This window comes from Nostoc favosum CHAB5714 (assembly GCF_020829495.1).
In the GTDB taxonomy this organism is placed as follows: Bacteria; Cyanobacteriota; Cyanobacteriia; order Cyanobacteriales; family Nostocaceae; genus Nostoc; species Nostoc favosum.
This window is the reverse complement of the sequence record NZ_JAIVFQ010000007.1, coordinates 103,625-120,680: the sequence shown is the minus strand read 5'-3', so window position 1 is coordinate 120,680 and position 17,056 is coordinate 103,625. Positions and strand designations below refer to the sequence as shown.

Annotated in this window: 26 protein-coding genes and 1 pseudogene; 17 read left to right on the top strand and 10 right to left on the bottom strand. The window is 41.3% G+C overall.

Annotated features, from left to right (window positions below):
* Window positions 1-409 precede the first annotated feature (409 nt).
* Entirely contained in the window at window positions 410-988 is a 579-nt protein-coding gene (locus tag LC586_RS07770) for a Uma2 family endonuclease (protein ID WP_229484004.1), read from the top strand.
* A gap of 40 nt (window positions 989-1,028) precedes the next feature.
* Here LC586_RS07770 and LC586_RS42555 read toward each other — a convergent pair whose 3' ends face one another.
* The 3 genes from LC586_RS42555 to LC586_RS07760 are packed head-to-tail and all read right to left on the bottom strand — an operon-like array spanning window position 1,029 to window position 1,820.
* Entirely contained in the window at window positions 1,029-1,241 is a 213-nt protein-coding gene (locus tag LC586_RS42555) for a XisI protein (protein ID WP_438822879.1), read from the bottom strand.
* A complete protein-coding gene (locus LC586_RS42550; RefSeq protein WP_438822878.1) occupies window positions 1,180-1,416 on the bottom strand; it encodes an element excision factor XisI family protein in 237 nt (78 codons plus the stop codon). Before LC586_RS42550 ends, LC586_RS42555 begins: the two co-directional genes overlap by 62 nt.
* Window positions 1,398-1,820 carry a XisH family protein gene (locus LC586_RS07760; RefSeq protein WP_229484003.1) on the bottom strand — a complete coding sequence of 141 codons (423 nt, stop codon included), beginning with the start codon at window positions 1,818-1,820 and terminating at the stop codon, window positions 1,398-1,400. Before LC586_RS07760 ends, LC586_RS42550 begins: the two co-directional genes overlap by 19 nt.
* A 161-nt stretch (window positions 1,821-1,981) precedes the next feature.
* Between LC586_RS07760 and LC586_RS07755 the strand changes: the two genes are divergently transcribed.
* Both LC586_RS07755 and LC586_RS07750 read left to right on the top strand, forming a co-directional pair.
* Window positions 1,982-2,926: an NAD(P)-dependent alcohol dehydrogenase gene (locus tag LC586_RS07755; RefSeq protein ID WP_229484002.1), complete on the top strand. Its 945-nt coding sequence runs from the start codon at window positions 1,982-1,984 to the stop codon at window positions 2,924-2,926.
* 117 nt (window positions 2,927-3,043) lie between these two features.
* Window positions 3,044-3,202, top strand: coding sequence for a hypothetical protein (locus LC586_RS07750; protein WP_229484001.1), 159 nt, complete (start codon window positions 3,044-3,046; stop codon window positions 3,200-3,202).
* A gap of 112 nt (window positions 3,203-3,314) precedes the next feature.
* On the opposite strand, the gene LC586_RS07745 is transcribed toward LC586_RS07750, so the two are convergent.
* Window positions 3,315-4,664 carry a PQQ-dependent sugar dehydrogenase gene (locus tag LC586_RS07745; RefSeq protein ID WP_229484000.1) on the bottom strand — a complete coding sequence of 450 codons (1,350 nt, stop codon included), beginning with the start codon at window positions 4,662-4,664 and terminating at the stop codon, window positions 3,315-3,317.
* 162 nt (window positions 4,665-4,826) lie between these two features.
* Between LC586_RS07745 and LC586_RS07740 the strand changes: the two genes are divergently transcribed.
* The 4 genes from LC586_RS07740 to LC586_RS07730 all read left to right on the top strand — a co-directional run bounded on the left by LC586_RS07740 (window position 4,827) and on the right by LC586_RS07730 (window position 5,994).
* Window positions 4,827-5,027 (top strand): hypothetical protein, encoded by a 201-nt coding sequence (locus LC586_RS07740; RefSeq protein ID WP_229483999.1) that lies wholly within the window; start codon window positions 4,827-4,829, stop codon window positions 5,025-5,027.
* 21 nt (window positions 5,028-5,048) lie between these two features.
* Complete coding sequence (locus LC586_RS07735) at window positions 5,049-5,192, top strand: MDR/zinc-dependent alcohol dehydrogenase-like family protein (RefSeq protein ID WP_229483998.1); 144 nt, start codon at window positions 5,049-5,051, stop codon at window positions 5,190-5,192.
* A gap of 351 nt (window positions 5,193-5,543) precedes the next feature.
* Window positions 5,544-5,765, top strand: a complete 222-nt coding sequence (locus LC586_RS42545; protein ID WP_438822880.1) for a DUF6888 family protein — start codon at window positions 5,544-5,546, stop codon at window positions 5,763-5,765.
* Window positions 5,749-5,994, top strand: a complete 246-nt coding sequence (locus LC586_RS07730; protein ID WP_174710332.1) for a DUF6887 family protein — start codon at window positions 5,749-5,751, stop codon at window positions 5,992-5,994. Before LC586_RS42545 ends, LC586_RS07730 begins: the two co-directional genes overlap by 17 nt.
* A gap of 246 nt (window positions 5,995-6,240) precedes the next feature.
* Here LC586_RS07730 and LC586_RS07720 read toward each other — a convergent pair whose 3' ends face one another.
* Together LC586_RS07720 and LC586_RS07715 are read right to left on the bottom strand one after the other, a co-directional pair.
* Window positions 6,241-6,531, bottom strand: a complete 291-nt coding sequence (locus LC586_RS07720; RefSeq protein ID WP_229483997.1) for a type II toxin-antitoxin system RelE/ParE family toxin — start codon at window positions 6,529-6,531, stop codon at window positions 6,241-6,243.
* Entirely contained in the window at window positions 6,531-6,761 is a 231-nt protein-coding gene (locus LC586_RS07715) for an addiction module protein (RefSeq protein WP_229483996.1), read from the bottom strand. Before LC586_RS07715 ends, LC586_RS07720 begins: the two co-directional genes overlap by 1 nt.
* 67 nt (window positions 6,762-6,828) lie before the next feature.
* On the opposite strand from LC586_RS07715, the gene LC586_RS07710 reads away from it, so the two are divergent.
* The 3 genes from LC586_RS07710 (at window position 6,829) to iscB (ending at window position 8,955) form a co-directional block, all read left to right on the top strand.
* Window positions 6,829-7,047: a type II toxin-antitoxin system HicB family antitoxin gene (locus tag LC586_RS07710; RefSeq protein WP_229484060.1), complete on the top strand. Its 219-nt coding sequence runs from the start codon at window positions 6,829-6,831 to the stop codon at window positions 7,045-7,047.
* A 32-nt stretch (window positions 7,048-7,079) separates the two neighbouring features.
* Complete coding sequence (locus tag LC586_RS07705; RefSeq protein WP_229483995.1) at window positions 7,080-7,334, top strand: hypothetical protein; 255 nt, start codon at window positions 7,080-7,082, stop codon at window positions 7,332-7,334.
* A gap of 331 nt (window positions 7,335-7,665) precedes the next feature.
* Window positions 7,666-8,955, top strand: a complete 1,290-nt coding sequence (gene iscB / locus LC586_RS07700) for an RNA-guided endonuclease IscB (RefSeq protein WP_229484059.1) — start codon at window positions 7,666-7,668, stop codon at window positions 8,953-8,955.
* A 380-nt stretch (window positions 8,956-9,335) separates the two neighbouring features.
* On the opposite strand, the gene LC586_RS07695 is transcribed toward iscB, so the two are convergent.
* On the bottom strand, window positions 9,336-10,682 hold the full coding sequence (locus LC586_RS07695) for an NAD(P)/FAD-dependent oxidoreductase (protein ID WP_229483994.1): 1,347 nt from the start codon (window positions 10,680-10,682) through the stop codon (window positions 9,336-9,338).
* A gap of 711 nt (window positions 10,683-11,393) precedes the next feature.
* On the opposite strand from LC586_RS07695, the gene cysE reads away from it, so the two are divergent.
* The 7 genes from cysE (at window position 11,394) to LC586_RS07660 (ending at window position 15,763) form a co-directional block, all read left to right on the top strand.
* The gene (cysE, locus tag LC586_RS07690) at window positions 11,394-12,314 is read left to right on the top strand and encodes a serine O-acetyltransferase (protein ID WP_438822877.1); all 921 of its coding nucleotides are present in this window, start codon (window positions 11,394-11,396) and stop codon (window positions 12,312-12,314) included.
* Window positions 12,315-12,373: 59 nt separating this feature from the next.
* Window positions 12,374-12,643, top strand: a complete 270-nt coding sequence (locus tag LC586_RS07685) for an Asr1405/Asl0597 family protein (protein ID WP_229483993.1) — start codon at window positions 12,374-12,376, stop codon at window positions 12,641-12,643.
* A gap of 271 nt (window positions 12,644-12,914) precedes the next feature.
* On the top strand, window positions 12,915-13,112 hold the full coding sequence (locus tag LC586_RS07680; RefSeq protein ID WP_109012176.1) for a DUF2949 domain-containing protein: 198 nt from the start codon (window positions 12,915-12,917) through the stop codon (window positions 13,110-13,112).
* Window positions 13,113-13,483: 371 nt separating this feature from the next.
* The gene (gene nifV / locus LC586_RS07675; RefSeq protein ID WP_229483992.1) at window positions 13,484-14,614 is read left to right on the top strand and encodes a homocitrate synthase; all 1,131 of its coding nucleotides are present in this window, start codon (window positions 13,484-13,486) and stop codon (window positions 14,612-14,614) included.
* Entirely contained in the window at window positions 14,604-14,891 is a 288-nt protein-coding gene (locus LC586_RS07670) for a nitrogen fixation protein NifZ (RefSeq protein ID WP_012407236.1), read from the top strand. Before nifV ends, LC586_RS07670 begins: the two co-directional genes overlap by 11 nt.
* Window positions 14,866-15,069 (top strand): putative nitrogen fixation protein NifT, encoded by a 204-nt coding sequence (nifT, locus tag LC586_RS07665; protein ID WP_100900485.1) that lies wholly within the window; start codon window positions 14,866-14,868, stop codon window positions 15,067-15,069. The genes LC586_RS07670 and nifT overlap by 26 nt, the downstream gene beginning before the upstream one ends.
* Window positions 15,070-15,220: 151 nt before the next feature.
* Window positions 15,221-15,763, top strand: a complete 543-nt coding sequence (locus LC586_RS07660; RefSeq protein ID WP_229483991.1) for a (2Fe-2S) ferredoxin domain-containing protein — start codon at window positions 15,221-15,223, stop codon at window positions 15,761-15,763.
* A 227-nt stretch (window positions 15,764-15,990) separates the two neighbouring features.
* On the opposite strand, the pseudogene LC586_RS07655 reads toward LC586_RS07660, so the two are convergent.
* From LC586_RS07655 to LC586_RS07645, 3 genes and pseudogenes are all read right to left on the bottom strand, one after another.
* Window positions 15,991-16,420: pseudogene (locus LC586_RS07655) on the bottom strand (type II toxin-antitoxin system VapC family toxin).
* Window positions 16,417-16,665 (bottom strand): FitA-like ribbon-helix-helix domain-containing protein, encoded by a 249-nt coding sequence (locus LC586_RS07650; RefSeq protein ID WP_229483990.1) that lies wholly within the window; start codon window positions 16,663-16,665, stop codon window positions 16,417-16,419. The pseudogene LC586_RS07655 and the gene LC586_RS07650 overlap by 4 nt, the downstream one beginning before the upstream one ends.
* A gap of 151 nt (window positions 16,666-16,816) precedes the next feature.
* Window positions 16,817-17,041 (bottom strand): hypothetical protein, encoded by a 225-nt coding sequence (locus LC586_RS07645; protein WP_229483989.1) that lies wholly within the window; start codon window positions 17,039-17,041, stop codon window positions 16,817-16,819.
* Between the last annotated feature and the right edge of the window lie 15 nt (window positions 17,042-17,056).

Here is a 17,056-nt window from a genome sequence, read left to right as displayed (position 1 = left end):
TCTTTTAATTTTTCTTTGACAATGATGTTCAATTATGCCTTTAAGCCTTGTCTGGTAAGCTATATGAGCTAGTGGGAATAGATGTATTGCTGCACATAATTTTCAAAAAACTTAACTTTTCAGTTCTTTTTTTTCATTCCCACAATGAGGAGATGGGTAGGAAAGTCTCGAATTTTGTGTTTAAGAGAAACAACAAACTATAATCTAACATGATTGAGCGATCGCAATGAATTTTCGGAATTGCTCACTACAAACCTTAGCGAAAAACCTAACCCCCTAACCCCCTTCCCGACGCTCTAAGGGGGAAAATTCAAAGTCTCTCTCTTTCTAGGAGAGAGGTTTTACCGATAATCTGAATTGTCAGAATGTCATTTAGCTACAATCAAAGCAAGCGTGAAAAATCTTAGTTATGATAGCCATCTCCCAACAGCCGCCAAAAATGACCGTTGAGGAATATCTCGAATGGGAACCTCAGCAAGACCTTCGCTACGAATATGCCAATGGCGAAGTATTTGCCATGACAGGCGGTACAATTCCCCATAACGACATTGCACTAAATCTCTACAGAGCTTTGTACCCCCATCTACGTCCTAAAGGTTGTCGAGTGAATGTGTTAGACGTGAAAATGCAACTCACTCCCCAGAGTCGCTACTATTATCCTGATGTTATTGTCAGTTGCGACCCTGAAGACCTCAATGCCCGCAAATTTATTCAACATCCCAAGCTGATTGTCGAAGTTCTTTCCCCAGGTACAAGCGCTAAAGATCGGGATGAAAAATTCACTTATTATCTGACAATCCCTAGTTTGCAAGAGTATATCTTAATTGACTCGGAAAAAATCTCAGTCGAGCGTTACTGTCGGGGTGAGGGTAGGATGTGGCTTTACTATCCCTACACGGCTGGAGATATCATCACTCTATCGAGCATTGAATTTGAGTGTTCGATTGAACTGCTGTATCAAGATGTTGTATTTACGACTGAAGAATAAAGAAAATGGGTTTTCTTGAAAAGCGAAAAAGTTAATGTCTTTAAGCAACTGCATAGCCAGTGTAGGGTCTTAACTCCGGTGGACGAAAGCCAAGGACGATGTGTTCTTTAGGAATTCCAGCCCGTTCTAAATCGGCGGCAATGCCTTCTTCCGTGCCATCCCGTTGAATCCAGATTTTGCCATTAATTAGGTCAATATGAACCAGACAGCCATGAATACGGCGTTCGCGTAGCGTGCCGTAGGCATTCGCCATCCCAACCTATATCCATCCACAAATAGCGAGTCTCTTTCAGAGAGGCTGCGCCAACGCGGCTTCGATCAAACACCACTTCTGATTGAATATCGGCATAGGAATAACTCAAGGAAGCATATTCACCAAGAATAGTTTCAATCACTTGGCGATAGTGGTCTAATTGGGTATAATCCATTGTTTGATGACCTCCTGTTTTGGATCAAAGGTAATCAGCTTTAAACGATGATTTCTCAGTAAAAGTTTGCCAATGGGTTCTTTAAACAAATCATCAAAAACTCTGTTAGGCACTGCAAGATATAACATTCGCTCTGGCTCCAACTCAATTAATATATCCTGATATAAAATATACTGACCTAACGCTTTTTCTAAATCATCAACATCCGAACTTTCGGTAAAACTTTTAATCACAACTGCAATTTTTGATTCTGCTTTTTCCGCCGCTAACAGTTGTCTAGCACCTAAATCAATATACAAATCTTTTTTACCAAATTTAAGAGTCAGTGGGTCATGAGTAATTGTCCATTTGTCTTTAATCAAAGCATTTTTGACATTATTGTGATAGATGTCTCTAGCTGGCATACAGGTGTAATCTTAGACCGATATTTCTATTTTAGGAAATCTCTGACTGCGGCTAGCGTCTTCGTTAAATCCCATGCGTAGGCGTAGCCCTAGACATCGCTACACTATAGTCATAAGCTGTCTAAGTTCATTCACAAAAACAGGGTAGCAGGAGGAATGCGATGAAAGCAGTGGTTATCCGTCGGTATGGCGCGGCTGAAGTGTTGCAGTACCAAGACGTAGAGCAGCCAAAAATTGAGCCAACGCAGTTACTTGTGAAAGTTCGTGCTAGTAGCGTTAATCCCATTGATTGGAAAATTCGCCAAGGGATGTTGAGTTTGATTAGCGGCAGCAAATTCCCAAAGATTCTGGGGTTTGATGTGGCGGGAGAAGTTGTAGAGGTTGGCTCTGGTGTCACGCGCTTTAAACCTGGAGATGCTATTTATGGCAGTACTAGCTTCCCTGGAGGAGGTTATGCCGAATTTGCAGCCGTTCCAGAAAATTTGGTGGCTCTCAAACCAACAAATCTAAACTATGAAGAAGCTGCTGTTGTGCCATTAGCAGCACTTACGGCTTTGCAATCGCTGCGAAATGAAGGAAATATTAAAACAGGACAAACAGTTTTAATTAATGGTGCTGCGGGCGGTGTAGGGATTTTTGCAGTGCAAATTGCTAAAGCTTTAGGGGCAGTAGTGACGGGAGTTAGCAGTACTAAAAATTTGGATTTAGTGAAATCTTTGGGAGCAGACCGCGTGATTGATTATACGCAGCAAGATTTCAGCCAAGATACAGTGCAGTATGACATTATCTTTGATGCAGTGGGTAAGCGATCGCTCTCTCAAACCAAAAGAGTCCTCAAACCAAACGGAATTTATATCACCACGTTACCCAGCCCCAAAGTTTTGTTAGAGAGCGTCTTAACAGCGTTTCTTCCCGGACAAAAAGCGAAATTTATCCTAGAAAAACCCAACACTCAAGATTTGGTTTATCTCAAAGAATTGATTGAAGCGGGTAAAATTCGTGTGGTGATTGATCGCACATATCCCTTACCAGAACTAGCGGCGGCTCATGCTTATAGCGAAACTGGGCGTGCAATGGGGAAAATTGCGATCGCTGTTTCTAGTTGATTGGAGGACAAGGGACTTTCCAAGAAATAAATTATCCAAATAAACGTAGACGCAAAGCGGTGAAGCAGCGCGGTCTTCTCCCAAGGGGAGACGCTTTAGCGCATGGGGGTTTCCCCCATGAGCGACTGCACCAAGCCGGAGGGCTTGCCGCAGGCTACCACTCCAGACACAGAGAACACAGAGCAATACGGTTCAGTTAAGCAAATTTATCTGTTAAGGCAGGCAGGGGGAGCAGGGGAGGCAGAGGAAGCAGGGGGAGAAAAAAAGCTTAACTGAACTGTATTGGAACACAGAGGAATAAGGAGGAGAGAGTTTTTTCGCCAGTTTTTTGAGTATTTTTTTATTTGGAAGTCCCCAATAAGCCAAAAGCAGCACAGGTAACTCAATTTTAGATGTTGGATAATAAATAGGAGAGCTTGTAGATAGTGCCGCTGTAGTCATCCGAAATTAACAAATTACCTTGGTTATCAACTACCATATCCACCGGTCGTCCCCAGACTTCTTGCGTTGTTGGAACTAGCCAACCGTTGACTAAATCTATCTCCTGTCCTAGAGTCTTTGTTGTACTGTTCCAGGGAAAGTAAGCTATTTTGTAGCCCGTTTTCCTCCGCCGATTCCATGAACCATGCAGCCCCACCACTGCCCCACTTAAGTACAGGCTGGGAAATTTGGTATTTTGTAAGAATGTTAGTCCCAAGGGAGCCGAATGGGCTTGAATACCCTTGTTAATTCTGTCCATTGCATTGCAATTAACACTTCCATCAGCATTGAACTCATAGTCGCGGTTAAACGGCATATTGTTGAGGCCAGTTGACGTGTCAGGATTGGGGTTGCAGAATGGCCAACCGTAGTTGCCGCCATCTCGGACTTTCGTAAACTCCTCTGGCGGGTGATTGTCTACGTAAGAGGGAATAATCTTACCGTAATTGCCACTGCTATCCTTGAAAGGATAGGCGATGTTATCTCGATTATTAACGACTACCCAAAGGTCATTTGTGCCAGGTAAGAATGCTAATCCTTCGGCATTACGTAAACCTTGGGCAAAAAGCCGTTGATTGGTTCCATTGGCGTTGTACTGGTAAATTGCACCACGCTTTGGGGTACTGACAGTATCTTCCTTGCAGGCATTGCACGTAGAGGCGATTGACACGTACAGTTTGTGGTTGGAATCAAGTGCGATATTTTTTAGTTCATGCCCATAGGAGCCTTTGAGTTCCGATGTGCTGTTGTCTGGTAAACCAATTACAACGATTTGACGATTTTTGGCGATTCGATCTCCAGATTTGTAGATGAAGCGGTTAATTTGATGAGTCTCAGAGATATAAACGTATGTGGTGTTGCCAATCTTATGAAACACAATGTCGTGTGGTTTGCGTAGACCCGTCACGAAGTCAGAAATAATTGGGTCTTTGCTGCCATTGGGTCGGACAATTAACACTTTACCTGTACTGGGCTGTGACACGAGAAGATCCCCATTGGGAGCAACTGCCATAAAGCGAGCTTTGTTAATGCGAGCATAAACAGAGACAGAGAAATTGGGCGGCACTTTCAAGTAACGGTTAGTATTAAAGGGCGCAAAGGTCATTGTACTAGGCACTTTCAGCTTAGTTTGAACAGACGCAGCTGGCGGGATGCCGAAGGCTGCGGTGGTAAGAACCTCTAAGGACATCAGACTCAGTAGCCATGTGGATAATATGCCTCCAATTATCTGTGTTGGTTTTAAAGCAAATGCAACCATTTTAAAGTTCCCTCTAGCTTTGTAGTGATTTATATTACACGTAACTCTCGGCTAGCCGATTGTAGCCGGAGTTTGAACAAAGTTAACTCAGAGGTACTAGTTTTTTAAAATACTTCAAATATCTTTATGTACTATTATTTTTCTTAACTCCTCAAAAAATGGGTGAAGCGAAAGTTACAAACAAAGGCACAGCGATCGCTCTTTCAAACCAAAAAATTCCTCAAACTTAACGGAATTATCACCACCCTATCTAGCCGCAAAAGCATTGTGCAGAAAGCCTTAACAGCGTTATTTCCCCGTCAAAAAGCCAAATTGGTGTTTAAAAAACCCAACACTGAGAACTTGGTTTTTCTTAAAGAATAAATTGAATCTAGCAAAATTGCTATGGTGATTGATCGCACATATCCCTTACAAGAACTAGCAGCGGCTCATGGTTGTAGCAAAAGTGAATGTGCTATGGGGGAAATTGCGATCGCGCAGCCCGCACTTCGACATGGTTCGACTCCCTTCTCCTGTCGGAGACGCTAACGCGAACGGCTACGCTCAGGGCAAGCCGCTCACCAGCCGCTCAGTGACCATTGTAGACATCGCGGTTAGCAATTTCGCCAATCCCAACAACCGCCTGGGAATGAATTCCCAGTCTCATAGCTAAAGTCTATCTATTGAAGACTGAACCAAAGTTTTAGTCCGCTTCAGTGGACTTGAGCTATTAGCTAGAGAATTTATTCTCTGGCGGGATGTGGGGTTAAGTGCGATCGCACAGAGAATGACCCAGATGAGCAAGTGCGGGAATTTGCTCAGAAGAAGTTAAAGCAGTGGTAAGGGTAAATGTAAGCTGATTTACTATTAACAGTAGAAACCGCAAAAGAAAGGCTTACTATTATCTATGTCACAATTGAGGAACAGACGATCAACCCAACTAACGAACAAGCCTTAGCCTGTGTCCGTGTTTGCCAGATGTTGTCTAACACCTATCGGAGTATTGAGCTATATCGCTTTGACGACCAAACCGGAGTTGTATTTATTTTTGTCAATGAAGAACTCCAAATCATTGTACCCGCTAATGGAAACTGGAGGTTTTTAAATGCGACCGAATTTTGAAGCAATGACTAACAAAGAACTAATAGCTTACGCACTTGCACACCGGGAAGATGTAGAGCCTTTGCGTGTTTTGTATGGTCGCCGCACTCCTGATTCAGAAGCAACATGGTACGGGCCAATGGTAGCTGAAGATGGTACACCAATAGAAGAAAATATTCGCATTGCAGAAGAAGCAATTAGGCAACGCATTGAGCAAGCAAATCAAAGCAAGCAAGATTCTCAAAGTTAAGAATAAAAGATGGGCTAAAAATTATGAACAACACAGAAGTTCGTCAGCAAATAAACCAATATCTAGATGTATTATCTTCATAACGCCTACAACTGGTTGCTGACTTTTTAGCATATCTAGCAGATAAAGATAGCGAAGACGCTACCCAAGAGTTGCTTGATATCCCTGGATTTATTGAATCTTTTGAAAGAGGTAAAAAAGATATTGCTGAAGGTCGGGTAAAAAACTGGAGAACAATTCGGCATATCAGATTCTATTAGTCCAGTAATTTGGTTGACGCTGAAGGTGCATGACTGCAACTATCAAAATTTGCTGCTCTCTGATGCCATAAATTATTCCATAAGGAAAACTAGCTACGCGGCAGCGTCTTGTATTCTTTGATAATTGAGTCCATGCTTCTGAAAACTGTTCAATACGACTGATAGCGCGTTCAACTTCGGCAAGAAATGCGTCCCCCATCTCGCGGCTGATATTGTCATAGTAAGCAACAGCATCATCTAATTCTTGTTTGGCATCAGGATGAAAATCATAAGCCATTACTTACTCCTGGAACGCAGTTCTCGCAACACCTGTTCACCAGAAATTAGAGTAACTTCGCCTTGTTCAACAGCTTGAAATCTTTTCTCTGCTTCCTCCGCCCACAGAGGATCAATTTCTAGTTGATTTTCAGCATCCAGACTTTTAAACAAATGTTCAGCAAGCATTGCTCTTAATCCTGGAGGTAATGACAATGCAGCATCGAAGATTTCATCATAGGTGTTAACCATACTTTTTCAGATTTAGTAGCAGGTTATTTTCATTTTAGTTTAGGTTACTTTTTCTGTTTCTAGCTAAATATTCACGATAATTATTCAATGGTCTGATGAAAATGAGTGTTTTGTTGTCAGTCTTACTGAATGGGGAGAATTTTGCCACACTCACCGGGAGACTTACAAAGGCGCTCTAAAAAATGCTCAACAAGTGCTAGAGATGCTGATTGAATCGTCTTTGGCTGACGATGAAACTCTACCAGAGCCAAAAACATTAGGAAAGTCATTAAAAGTGGCGTTGTAAATCAGTAAAATTAAATAAAAAGAGGTAATCTCATGACTACATCTGTAAATACTACCAAAGTCTACGACGAAATTATAGACTTTATTGCTGCTGGCACCACTCCCCAAAGCGTTATCGATTTTAAACTCTCGGATGCAGCCAAAGACCGTTTAGAGGATCTCGTTTATCGGGCAAAAACTGAGGGTCTTACAGGAAGTGACCAGCGAGAATTAGATCATTTCCTCACGCTAGAGCATATTATGCTACTAGCAAAAGCAAAAGCTCGTCAGTATATCAGCGCGGAGTAAGTATTCAAAATGTCTCGTCCATATATTAATGCAGAATTGCGGCGTTTAGTTGCCGATCGCGCCGAGTATATTTGTCAGAAACCCCACGGCTAAAGCCGGAGGCTTGAAAAAGCTTATCTGACCAGACTAAGTTCTTAACCGAACTACGTTAGAGGCAAGTGTTGAAAGACTTACCAGAGAATGCGTAGCTAGTTCTCTGCTCTAAAACCGAACAGTTAAACATCTCTAATGGGTTAAAGAAGTGCTGTTTGGAAAGTACCGACCTCTAACATTGTCGTTCGCGCAGCGTCTCCCCTTGGGAGAAGCTAACATTACCCGAAAGGAGGCACTTATGTGCAAAGTATTCGTTTTGGATACAGACAAAAGACCATTAAACCCAATCCACTCAGCACAAGCTAGACAATTACTAAGAAACAAAAAAGCCGCAATATATTGCCAATTTCCGTTCACTATTATTCTCAAAAAATCTAGACCGGATGCAACAATAGAACCATTTAGATTAAAGCTTGACCCAGGTGCAAAATATACAGGAGTTGCATTAGTTAACGATAATACTGGGGAAGTAGTTTTTGCAGCAGAATTAAAGCATAGAGGGTCTGCTATTAGAGATGCTTTAACCTCTAGAAGACAATTAAGACGTAGCAGAAGGAACCGTAAAACTCGTTACAGACAACCCAGATTTTTAAATCGAATACGTCCAAAAGGATGGTTAGTACCGAGTCTACAAAGTCGGATTGAAAATATCAAGACATGGGTTGAAAGGTTATGTAGACTTTCACCAATTGGAGCTATCAGCCAAGAATTAGTACGCTTTGATATGCAATTAATGTGTAATCCAGATATCCAAGGTAAAGAGTATCAACAAGGCACACTTGCTGGTTATGAAACTAGAGAATACTTGCTAGAAAAGTGGGATAGACAATGTGCATATTGTGGGATAAAGGATATTCCACTACAGGTAGAACACATTCATGCTAGAGCCAAAGGGGGTAGCAATTCCATTACAAATTTGACCTTAAGTTGCGAGAAATGTAATACGAAAAAAGGGACTAAAGATATCAAAGATTTCCTTAAAAAAGACCTTACAAGGTTAGAAAAAATCTTCAAACAAGCAAAAAGACCATTAGCTGATGCAGCCGCAGTAAACACAACCAGACTTGCATTGCTGGAAGTTTTAAAAGCAACTGGGCTACCAGTAGAAATAGGCTCCGGCGGATTAACTAAATTCAATCGAAGTCAGCAGAAGTTAGAAAAGAAGCATTGGATAGATGCAGCGTGTGTTGGTAAATCAACACCTAAATTGATTATTAAAGGGATTAAGTCATTGTTAATTACAGCAAATGGTCATGGTAATAGACAGATGTGTGGCACGGATAAATTCGGGATTCCTTGTCGTCATCGCACAAATAAACAAATCCATTTTGGCTTTAGCACTGGCGATATTGTTAAAGCTGTTGTCACTTCTGGAAAAAAGGTTGGGCAATATGTTGGGCGTGTCTTATGTCGGGCAACAGGTAGTTTTGATATTGCTACTAAGGGGGGGAGAGTTGCTGGCATCAGTCACAGATTTTGTACATCAATTCACAAAAAAGATGGATATTCATACAGTGTTTCAGATTAATTTGACGGCGAATAAATTCGCCTACGCCTTTCCCCCACGGATAAATCCGGGGGCTTCCACGGCGAGAGGTATCTGGTGAAATGAAGCAATTCGCTTGCGGTTTGGGATTGCCACGCTCCGCTCGCAATGACATAAGTATTAAGTCGGACATGATATAAGTCCCCCGGTTCAATAACAATTTTGTTTTGTGTTGATATCTCCATTGAAACTGCAACTCGAAGTCATGAAATGCCAAATTGCCAAAATTGCTTAGGGCGGTATCTCATCCCCATATTCTTTTCCTGGAACAGCTAATCTTCGCCCAAGATTTGCCACCACACGGCACTCATCACTCCAATAGCCCCTTGTACCATCGTTGAGTAATGCTGTGATACCTGAAGTTACAGAGGTGTCACAGAAGGCTGTTGCACCCTATTGTTAACAGTTTTTGGTTCTACAATAGCTTCTCGACCTGTAATCAATCTAGAGCGACGATTACGAGTGATGTAATTCCACGCCCACTGAAATACAACTAGTAATTTGGTGTCAAACTCGATTAAGAAGTAGATGTGAACTAATAGCCAAAATGCCCAAGCAAGGAAACCTGTGAGTTTGAGGAAGCCTAAATCTACAACAGCTAAATTTTGCCCAATCATCGCCAAACTACCCACATCGTTGTAATGAAATTGTGGCAAAGTCTGACCTTTAAGCCGTCGTTGAATTAGTTTACCTACATACTCTCCTTGTTGTTTAGCTACGGGTGCAACACCAGGTAAGAGTTTACTATCTTGGTGGGAGAAGTTAGCTAAATCTCCAATTACGAAAATGTTGTCATAACCCTCGATAGACAAGTCAGGTTCTACAATTACACGCCCAGAGTAATCGCACTCTACACCTGTACTTTCTGCTAAGACTTTCCCCATTGGGGAACCTTGGACACCTGCTGCCCACAATATAGTTTTTGAGGTAATTTCTGTAAATTCATTGCCTTGCTTGAAAGTAACGATATCACCTTCAATATTTGTCACCCTGGTGTGAGTGTGGAGTTCCACACCCAACTTTTGCAAAGATACTGCTGCTGATTTCGATAACTCTGGCGCAATGTGTGGGAGGATGCGAGGGCCCCCTTGTAATAGTAAAATTTTCGTTTCTGAAGTGTTGATGCTGCGGAAATCTTCTTTGAGAGTTTTGTATGCCAACTCGGCGATCGCACCTGCTAATTCTACACCAGTCGGGCCACCCCCTACAATCACAAAACTCAACCAAGCACGGCGAATTTCTGGATCAGTTTCTTTTTCTGCTGCTTCAAATGCGCCAAATATCCGGCGACGCATTTCTATGGCATCTTCCACAGTTTTCAAGCCAGGAGCTACTTTTTCCCAGTTATCCTTACCAAAATAGGAATGGTTCGCACCTGTGGCGACAATTAATGTATCATAAGGTACTACTTCATCACCCAAAATAACTTGTTGCGCTTTTGGATCAATATTATTTACTTCTCCCAACAATACCTTTGTATTCTTGCTTTTGCTAAATACAGATCGCAATGGTGCGGAAATATCAGAAGGTGATAGTGTACCTGTGGCAACTTGATATAAAAGCGGCTGAAATAGGTGAAAGTTACGTTTATCAATGAGAGTAACATTTACATTCGCTGCATTCAGAGCCTTTGCTGCATACAGTCCACCAAAACCACCACCAACGATAACAACCTGATGTGATGCATTATTCTCAAGTGAGACTGCCATAAGAAAAATTTCCTTGTGTTAAGAAGTTGTAACTATTCTTAACAAAGATGTAACAGCATTATGATAGAGGTTGCTGTTTATTTAGAACAATTAAAAAAATAATGAAAGTAGCCAAAGTTAGTAATGAGTCATTATTAACAGGAAACAGTTTAGTAATTATCAATTCGGCAAGCAGGTATATTTGCACTTATTGAAATGCTTTTTTTCAACACATCTATATAATAAGATATTCACTATGAGCGATAACTATATTTTGAAAGGTATATATACATACAGACAGGAAATCCTAAAAGAAAATAAAGAAACCTGTCATTCGCCTATCCAAATAATAAGATACTAATAGTAATAGGAGATACAGAATATTGATTTGTAGCCTCATCCAAATTATATTTGAGTGCATCTGAGTACAGCTTAATATATTGCAAAATATTTTGATGAAATATTTGCGAAAGCTTACAGGTAAAGTTTCTTGTAGCGAACACAGAAATTCTTAAACCCTACCCCAAAAATACTAGTACCCCTATCATTAAATACTAGCGCCCCTAACCCAAGACAAATTTTAAGTTTATCTTGAGTCGGGGTTGTGGCGTTTGAGTACAACCTTAATCAATCCAATAAATCCAATCAGCATTGGGTTTTCTATCGAGTTGGAAGTCGCCTGATATAAGCATAAAAATAGCAGATGGCTCTTTTACCAGATAGACATTACCGATGCAACAGTCTTTAGATAGTATTAGCGATGTCTACGACGGGCTGCGCCTACGCCAGACTACCAAAACGCAGGATTCTGCCCATACATCCATGCTGAAAAATTTCCTCTCTGGCGTTTTTTTAGAGCCATTATTGAGTGATTTTCGCATTATTTTTGAGCGCGACCCAGCAGCACGTAATTGGCTAGAAGTGGTGTTTTGCTACCCTGGATTGCACGCGCTATGTTTGCATCGTCTTGCTCACTGGTTACATTGTCGAGGTGTAAGTTTTATCCCCCGCTTAATTTCTCATTTGGGGCGATTTTTGACGGGAATTGAAATTCACCCAGGTGCAGAGATTGGTCAGGGCGTGTTTATCGACCACGGAATGGGCGTTGTCATTGGCGAAACTGCGATCATCGGCGACTATACACTGATTTACCAAGGCGTCACCCTTGGCGGAACTGGTAAAGAAACTGGTAAGCGTCATCCCACAGTGGGAAAAAATGCAGTGATTGGGGCGGGTGCGAAAGTTTTGGGTAATCTGCAAATTGGCGATCGCGTCCGTATTGGTGCAGGTTCCATTGTCTTGCAGAATGTCCCCAGCGATCGCACAGTTGTGGGAGTTCCCGGTCGAATTATTTCCCGGAATGAAAACGCCAGCCTTTCTCCTTTAGAACATGGAAAGCTACCTGATATGGAAGCAACCGTGATTCGTTCTTTGCTCTCGCGCATTGAAGAACTCGAAAAACAACTGCAAGCTTTAAGACCAAGAGTTAGGAGTAGAGACGCGATTAATCGCGTCTGTACAAGAGTTAGGAGTAGAGACGCGATTAATCGCGTCTGTACAAGAGTTAGGAGTAGAGACGCGATTAATCGCGTCTGTACAAGAGTTAGGAGTAGAGACGCGATTAATCGCGTCTGTACAAGAGTTAGAAGTTAGTAATTATTCTCCCTCATCTCCCTCATCTTCCTCATCCCCCTCATCTACCCACTGCCAAAATGAGAAAATTAAACGGCTCACAACTTAATTCCGACCCTTTAGGTGATCAAGTTTTGCAGATTCCTTTGAGCGATCGCTGGCGAATCTACCACCGTTTGCAAGAGTTAAAAATTAAGAGTTCCTGTCCCCCCGATGGTTCTTTACGAGTGCAAGTCAACAATTTGCTCGAAGTAATTCTAATTCGCAGTACAGTTATGCAATTTCTTGCTTCTCGTCACGAATTATTAGAGTGGCTAGAGCGTTGCTGGCTTTACAGTGATGAGTCCTGAGTACAAATGAAAAGTTTTTCATACCCCACTCCCCTCTTTGTTCATAGATGCACAAAGCTCGAATAGCTTTAGAAGTTGAAGCTACTGTACGCTAACAGAATTTGTTGCAGACTGAGGGAGATTAACCGAGTTTTAGATTTTATCCAGTCTGCTAAATCTAAAATTTTCCTGACATCTAGCGACAATTACAAAGGTTAAATTAGCAAACAAGACTGGGAATTTCTGATTTTTAATTCCTTTCCAAATTAAGAAATTGAAAGTTCAATCAATTATGGCGACTCGTAACAGAGATATAAAACTTCTGAATTTTTTGCACAATGAACTTGAACTTTCAAATGCTGATATTGCTGTAGCTCTGCGACACCGTGAATTAGAAAATGGGCCACTACCGATGCTCCTCTGGCAGTATGGTTTAGTTGACTTGGAGCAGCTAGGAAAGATTTTTGACTGGCTAGCAGAACAAAGTTAGCTTATTTGAACCCTTTAGCTTTGAGTACCATTACCTGCCGAAATTACACACCAATGCTCTAAAAAATCTGAGGTTACTAAGATGATTACATCCTTAATTGCTGGATTCTGTGTTTTACTTTGTTCAGGATTTGCTAATAGCTATATCAGTTCATTGCTAATCGAAGAAATTTCAAATGACATCGGTAAAAACGATTAGTAAATTATACATGTTTTTAGTTCCCTGCCATACAGATGTGATGCTACTAATCGGTCAATAATTAAGGATCATGTATCCTAGATTATGAATTGTGATATTTTTAGCATTTACCATCGCTGGGAATTGTAGAGAGAAAGGTTATTAAGAATACTTCCAAGAGAGGGATATTTGCAATGAATCAAATCATAATTAATGACACTACCTTACGTGATGGCGAACAAGCAGCAGGTGTTGCATTCACCCTAGAAGAAAAAGTTGCGATCGCTAAATTTCTCGATGCCATTGGTATACCCGAATTAGAAGTCGGTATACCGGCAATGGGTGATGAAGAAACACGAGCGATCGCCGCAATTTCTGCCTTGGGTTTACAAGCAAAACTCCTGGGCTGGAACCGCGCTGTCATCTCAGATATTAAGGCTTCTATCGCTTGCGGACTGAACCGGGTGCATATTGCCATTCCCGTCTCTGGTATCCAAATCGCCGCTAAATTCCACGGTCAATGGCGAGTCAGTTTGCAAAAACTCAAAGACTGTATCAGCTTCGCCGTCGATCAAGGTCTTTGGGTAGCAGTCGGCGGAGAAGATTCTTCCAGGGCTGATGAAAATTTCCTTTTAGATGTAGCGCTTTATGCCCAAGAATGGGGTGCATCCCGGTTCCGCTTCTGCGACACCGTAGGAGTTCTCGACCCTTTCAGCACCTACACCAAGGTCAAACGGCTGGTTTCAGCTTTGATGATTCCCCTAGAAATCCACACCCACAATGATTTTGGTATGGCAACTGCTAATGCCCTTGCGGGTATCAAAGCCGGAGCCTTATCAGTGAATACCACAGTCAACGGATTGGGTGAAAGAGCGGGAAATGCAGCTTTAGAAGAAGTTGTCATGGCTATCAAACGCATCTATGGCGTTGATTTGGGCATCGACACTCCCAGTTTGCTGGAACTGTCTCAACTAGTTGCTGATGCATCAGGTGCTAGTGTACCACCCTGGAAAGCGATCGTTGGCGAAAATACCTTTGCTCACGAATCTGGCATCCATGCTCACGGAGTAATGCAAAACCCCATCACCTATGAACCATTTGCTCCTGAAGAAGTGGGTTGGGAACGACGTTTAGTAGTAGGTAAACATTCTGGACGGCATTTGGTTGCAAACTTGCTAGAACAGCATGGCATTTTCTTGAACTCCCAAGAAACCCAATCTGTTTTAGACGCAGTGCGCCATCAATCGGTACAGAAAAAACGCAGTTTGACGACAGAAGAACTATTGAATTTGGTCAGAGAACAGAGGTACTCTCATGCAACGTGATGAATTAGAGCTAAACTTACCACCTGCTTTTGAAATTGGTGAAAAAGTCAGAGTTCGGAAACTGCTCAAGAACGATGGTACTTTTCCTGGTAAAGAAGTTGGGCAAGTTTTAGTGAACAAAGGAGATATCGGCTACATAGCGAGTATAGGCACATATTTGCAGACTTCCTATATATATGCTGTGCATTTCTTAGAAACAGGGTTCGTCGTCGGCTGTAAGAAAAAAGAACTAGAATCTGTTGAGGAATCTCATGAAAGTAATGCTACGCATGAATGACGCCGGTACTTTAGTAGTTTACGTTGCGAAAAAAGACCTTGAAGAAGAAGTCGTCAAACAAACCGATGGAAATGATGGCAAGGTTCTCACCCTAGCAAATGGTTGGGAATTAGAATTTCGTGATTTGCCAGACACAGCAAATTTACCCCAAACTGTAGAAGCTAAACGACTCGCATAAAAATAGTTAGGAGTTAAGAGTTAAGAGTTATGAGTTGTAAGTTATGAGTTATGAGTTATGAATTTTAACTCCTAACTCCTCATTCTTAACTTCTCACTCCTAACTCCTAACTCCTAACTCCTAACTCCTAATTCCTAACTTTTTATCAATCATGGGTGACAAGTATTTGACGTTATCAGAATTGAATCTTGAGGGACAGTTACTAGGTTTTATTGGTGGTGAACCAGGAAAATATAAGTACTTACAATTGGCGGTTCCATCTGGAAATGTGGAAATTAAACTGCCTAAAGAGTTACGCCGTTTACTAAGTTCATCCTTAGTTCCTGGCCAGCAAATTCGCGTTTGTGGCCATAGTAAGGTAGATTCGCGCACAAGTAAAATAAAAATTAAAGCCTATCGGGTGACACCAATTGATGCGTGTCCAAAGCAAGATTTACCGCCTCAAACCAAAGCGAGGATTATGGTATGTCAAAAGGGCGGTTGCCTCAAGCGTGGTGGTAAAGGGTTATTATCAGAATTAGAAAAAACTTTGTGCGATCGCGGTTTGTTAGACAAAGTTACCATTGAACATACTAGTTGCCAAAAATGCTGTAGCAGCGCCCCCAACTGTGTTTTACACCTTGGTAAAAAGAAATACAAGAATATTCACCCTGAAGCGATCGCATCTTTGCTAGAAAGTCACTTAACAGAGTAATAATCTTCTCTAGCTATTCTTAAAATAATACGCAAGTTTGTAGGGGTAAAATTTTTACCCCTATTTGTTGTAAGTATCATCTATATAGCACCCTTGTCAAACTGCGATCGGCTAAGTTATAACTGCTGCACTGCTAGTAATACCAAATATAAGCAGCACTTATAAAAATTTCCGTAGCTGTAAGGCACTGCGCGTCTACGCTCCACCCCAATTATCGAGTATAGCTTCTATCTCCTTGGAAATTCCCAAGGATTAATAATAGAAATACCACACCCTTCAAAGTCAGAGAAATTGCGTGTTGCTATGGTTGCTCTATGGGTGTAACAAATAGCTGCAATCTGAGCATCAGCTTGGGAAATAGGAGTACCATTGTGTCTTCTTTGAGACGCAATATTAGCAAAAGCTACAGCCAGCAGCTTGATCAAAAGGAAGAACACGCCCAGCAAAATCTTCTGAGAACATCAATTGTGCTGCTTGACTAAGTTCTTCTCGCCGTTTTCCGGGAGGGAGTAAGGCGATACCATACAGAATTTCTGCTTGAGTGATTGTTGTGGTAAACAGACTCATTAACGATTGTTGAGCAGCCCAACTACGAACTAGTTCAGGCTTTTTAGGCTTCATTAATTCTGACAAAACATTTGTATCAAGAATAATCATTCTTCAAATGTTGATACGGTGCGAATAGGTTCTCTAGGAATTTCTGGTAATTCAAAGTCTCCCAAATTTGCAAAACGCTGCTCAATCATATTAGCTAAGTTTAAGGGCTGTTCGTGATTTTCTATTAGAGCCATACGAAGAATTTCTTTGGCTTCTTCTTCGAGGGAACGACCATGTTTTTCGGCTCGTTTTTTTAAACGAGATTTAATATCATCATCAAGATTAGATATACTAATATTATTCATAATCAATCAATAGCATTTTTATGTCAAGCCTATTATAGCGAGTATACGTGCTATAATGATTTTTTATATTAAATAGAATTGAGTATTTTTGCTAGTTTACCTCTGATACTGATACTGGTATTCTCTTAATGTGAAGTCAGAGGAAGTTTATTCATATTTGATGAGCAAGGTAATAGATTTCCCACTCCAGAAAAACTTGCACAACAGGAAAGTATTCGTGCTGAACAGGAACGATAACAACACGAATTAGCAGAACATCTGTTACAGCATTACCGCGAACGCTTTGACGAATTGCCTGAGTAATATCCGTGTAAGACAGACAAATATAATGAGGTAGATGATGCAATCTTACAAACTTAAGAAAATCATTTTTCAAGAAGATAATTTAATT